1 tRNA gene and 2 rRNA genes are annotated in these 3,637 nt (G+C 47.0%); all 3 read right to left on the bottom strand.

The annotated features are described in order from the left end of the window. Nucleotides 1-5: 5 nt before the first annotated feature. Nucleotides 6-117: ribosomal RNA gene (gene rrf / locus A4R26_RS05540) — 5S ribosomal RNA — on the bottom strand. Nucleotides 118-291: 174 nt separating this feature from the next. Then, nucleotides 292-3,169, bottom strand: a 23S ribosomal RNA gene (locus tag A4R26_RS05545). 198 nt (nt 3,170-3,367) lie between these two features. Beyond that, nucleotides 3,368-3,441, bottom strand: a tRNA-Ala gene (locus tag A4R26_RS05550). Nucleotides 3,442-3,637: the final 196 nt, after the last annotated feature.

A 3,637-nucleotide genomic window follows, 5' to 3' on the forward strand; every position in this document is an offset into this window, starting at 1 on the left:
AATAAATATGGCAGCTACCTACTCTCCCGCATTGTTGTGCAGTACCATCGGCCATGAGGGGCTTAACTTCTCTGTTCGGGATGGGAAGAGGTGAACACCCTCGGTAAAACCACCATAAGAAGGTTATAAGTTGTAAGTTTTAAGTTATAGGTCTTTGGCGCCGCTTTCGCTGTCGCCACCGACTTACTACTTATCACTTATTACTTACTACTTAAATAAGGTCATATTGGGAAAGTTGTAAATGAAAGTAACAGAACTAACAACTTATTGATAATTTCAAAATTGTTAAAAAAATTAAAGCGTACGGGTAATTAGTACTACTCGACTTTGATGTTACCATCTGTACATCTGTAGCCTATCAACGTCATCGTCTTTGACGACCCTTAAAAGAACACTCATCTTGTGGAAGGTTTCACGCTTAGATGCTTTCAGCGTTTATCCTGGCCGGACATAGCTACTCTGCACTGCACCTGGCGGCACAACAGATACACCAGCGGTCCGTACGACCCGGTCCTCTCGTACTAAGGTCATGTCCACTCAATATTCTAACGCCCATCACAGATAGGGACCGAACTGTCTTGCGACGTTCTGAACCCAGTTCACGTGCCACTTTAATCGGCGAACAGCCGAACCCTTGGGACCTTCTCCAGCCCCAGGATGTGACGAACCGACATCGAGGTGCCAAACCTTTCCGTCGATATGAGCTCTTGGGAAAGATCAGCCTGTTATCCCCGGAGTACCTTTTATCCTTTGAGCGATGGCCCTTCCATGCAGAACCACCGGATCACTTTAGCCGTCTTTCGACCCTGCTAGACTTGTATGTCTCACAGTCAAGCTCCCTTATACTAATGCGCTCTGCGTACGATTACCAACCGTACTGAGGGAACCTTTGCAAGCCTCCGTTACTTTTTAGGAGGCGACCACCCCAGTCAAACTACCCACCATGCACTGTTTCCCGAAAGGGATTAGACTCTAAGCAAACGAAGGTTGGTATTTCAACGACCGCTCCATGCCGACTGGCGCCAGCACTTCAAAGCGTCCCAACTATTCTACACATCGGTTGCTCAAAATCAATGCAAAGTTGTAGTGAAGGTTCACGGGGTCTTTCCGTCCCGTGACGGGTAACCGGCATCTTCACCGATACTACAATTTCGCCGGGCTCGTGGAGGAGACAGTGTTCAACTCATTAGACCATTCGTGCAGGTCGGAACTTACCCGACAAGGAATTTCGCTACCTTAGGACCGTTATAGTTACGGCCGCCGTTTACTGGGGCTTCAGTCAGAAGCTTTGGCTTGCGCCGAACATCCTTCCTTAACCTTCCAGCACCGGGCAGGTATCAGGCTCTATACGTCATCTTACGATTTTGCAGGGCCCTGTGTTTTTGTTAAACAGTTGGTTGAACCATTTTACTGAGACCACCCAGAAGGTGGTTGGCTTTATCCCGAAGTTACAGCCACAGTTTGCCTAGTTCCTTCTCCACGGCTCACCCGAGCACCTTAGGCTATTCGCCTCGACTACCTGTGTCGGTTTGCGGTACGGGTCGCTTTAACCTAACCTTAGAAGTTTTTCTCGGCAGCTATTAGAGCACTCAATCAGGCCGAAGCCCTCATATACTTTCGCATTTCGCCAAGTCTTACGGATTTGCCTGTAAAACCTATAGCTACGTGCTTAAACGGGGAATTCCGTTTCCCTCGTGTGCTGTTCACTTCTGCGTCACTCCATCGAAATTAAAGCGAGTACTGGAATATTAACCAGTTTTCCATCAGCTGCCCCTTTCGGGTTTGCCTAAGGACCCGACTAACCCTGATCCGATTAACGTTGATCAGGAACCCTTAGTCTTACGGTGAAGTAGTTTTTCACTACTTTTATCGCTACTTATGCCTACATTTTCTTTTGAAATCGCTCCAGCATACGTCGCCGTACACCTTCGATGCAGATTTCAATGCTCCCCTACCGATATACCACCTGGTGGCAATCTTAGAGCTTCGGTTCGTAGTTTGATGCCCGATTATTTTCCGTGCAGGACCTCTCGACCAGTGAGCTGTTACGCACTCTTTAAATGAATGGCTGCTTCCAAGCCAACATCCTGGCTGTTATAGAAGTCCCACCTCGTTTGATCAACTTAACTACGTATTAGGGACCTTAGCTGCTAATCTGGGTTATTTCCCTCTCGGCCACGGATCTTAGCACCCGCAGCCTCACTCCCGGAGAAATTTGCTAGCATTCGGAGTTTGTCAGGGTTTGGTAGGCGGTGAAGCCCCCTAGCCCAATCAGTAGCTCTACCTCTAGCAAACATCTATATCCGAGGCTGTTCCTAAAAACATTTCGGGGAGAACGAGCTATCTCTCAGTTTGATTGGCCTTTCACCCCTATCCACAGGTCATCCCATAGCTTTTCAACGCTAATGAGTTCGGTCCTCCATTGTGTGTTACCACAACTTCAACCTGCCCATGGATAGATCACAAAGTTTCGCGTCTACCCCCACTGACTAAACGCCCTGTTCGGACTCGCTTTCGCTACGGCTCCGTAACTTAAGTACTTAACCTCGCCAGTGAGGAGTAACTCGTAGGCTCATTATGCAAAAGGCACGCCGTCACATATTGCTATGCTCCGACCGCTTGTAGGCGCACGGTTTCAGGTACTATTTCACTCCCTTGTTTAGGGTGCTTTTCACCTTTCCCTTACGGTACTGGTTCACTATCGGTCTCTGAGAAGTATTTAGCCTTACCGGATGGTGCCGGCAGATTCAGGCAGGATTCCTCCGGTCCCGCCTTACTCAGGATACCGCTCGTCCCCAACAATTTCCGCTTACAGGGCTATCACCTGCTATGGCCTTACTTTCCAGAAAGTTCAGCTTGATGTTGGTTTCTAAATGCGGTCCTACAACCCTCTGGCAGCACGCTGCCAAAGTTTGGGCTCTTCCCTTTTCGCTCGCCACTACTTGGGGAATCATTATTATTTTCTTTTCCTCCTGGTACTTAGATGTTTCAGTTCCCAGGGTTGACTCTCCTTGCGGAGTGACACACCTTCAGTGTGCCGGGTTGTCCCATTCGGAAATCTTCGGATTTAACGCTTGTGTGCAGCTCCCCGAAGCTTATCGCAGCTTACCACGTCCTTCATCGTCTCTCAGAGCCAAGGCATCCACCATACGCCCTTAAGTGCTTTAAAAGAGTTATTACTATTACTCGTCATTTACAACTTATAAATATTTACTCCCAATATGTCAAAGAACTACCCTGTAGCCCCCGAAGGAAACTAAAGAGAACTTTCAAAATTCCTGCGAACCTGAAAGTTAATTGCTGATGTTATGGTTGCGAACCATTAGACCTTTACGTCACATCCGTAGTTTGAAAGAACTGTTTTTTGTGGAGGATATCGGAGTCGAACCGATGACCCTCTGCGTGCAAGGCAGATGCTCTAGCCAACTGAGCTAACCCCCCAAAAAGGAAGTTGTAAGTTGTAAGTTCCAAGTTGTAAGTCTTTTTTAATTCATCTATACTTTCGTATCTGACTTACTACTTACTACCTATCACTTATAACTTTTAGTAGCAAAAGGAAGTTTTAAGTTGTAAGTTTTAAGTTGTAAGTCTTTTTCAATTCATCTATAGTTTCGTATTTGACCTACCACTTACTACT

The organism is Niastella populi, from assembly GCF_002078015.1.
GTDB lineage: Bacteria > Bacteroidota > Bacteroidia > Chitinophagales > Chitinophagaceae > Niastella > Niastella populi.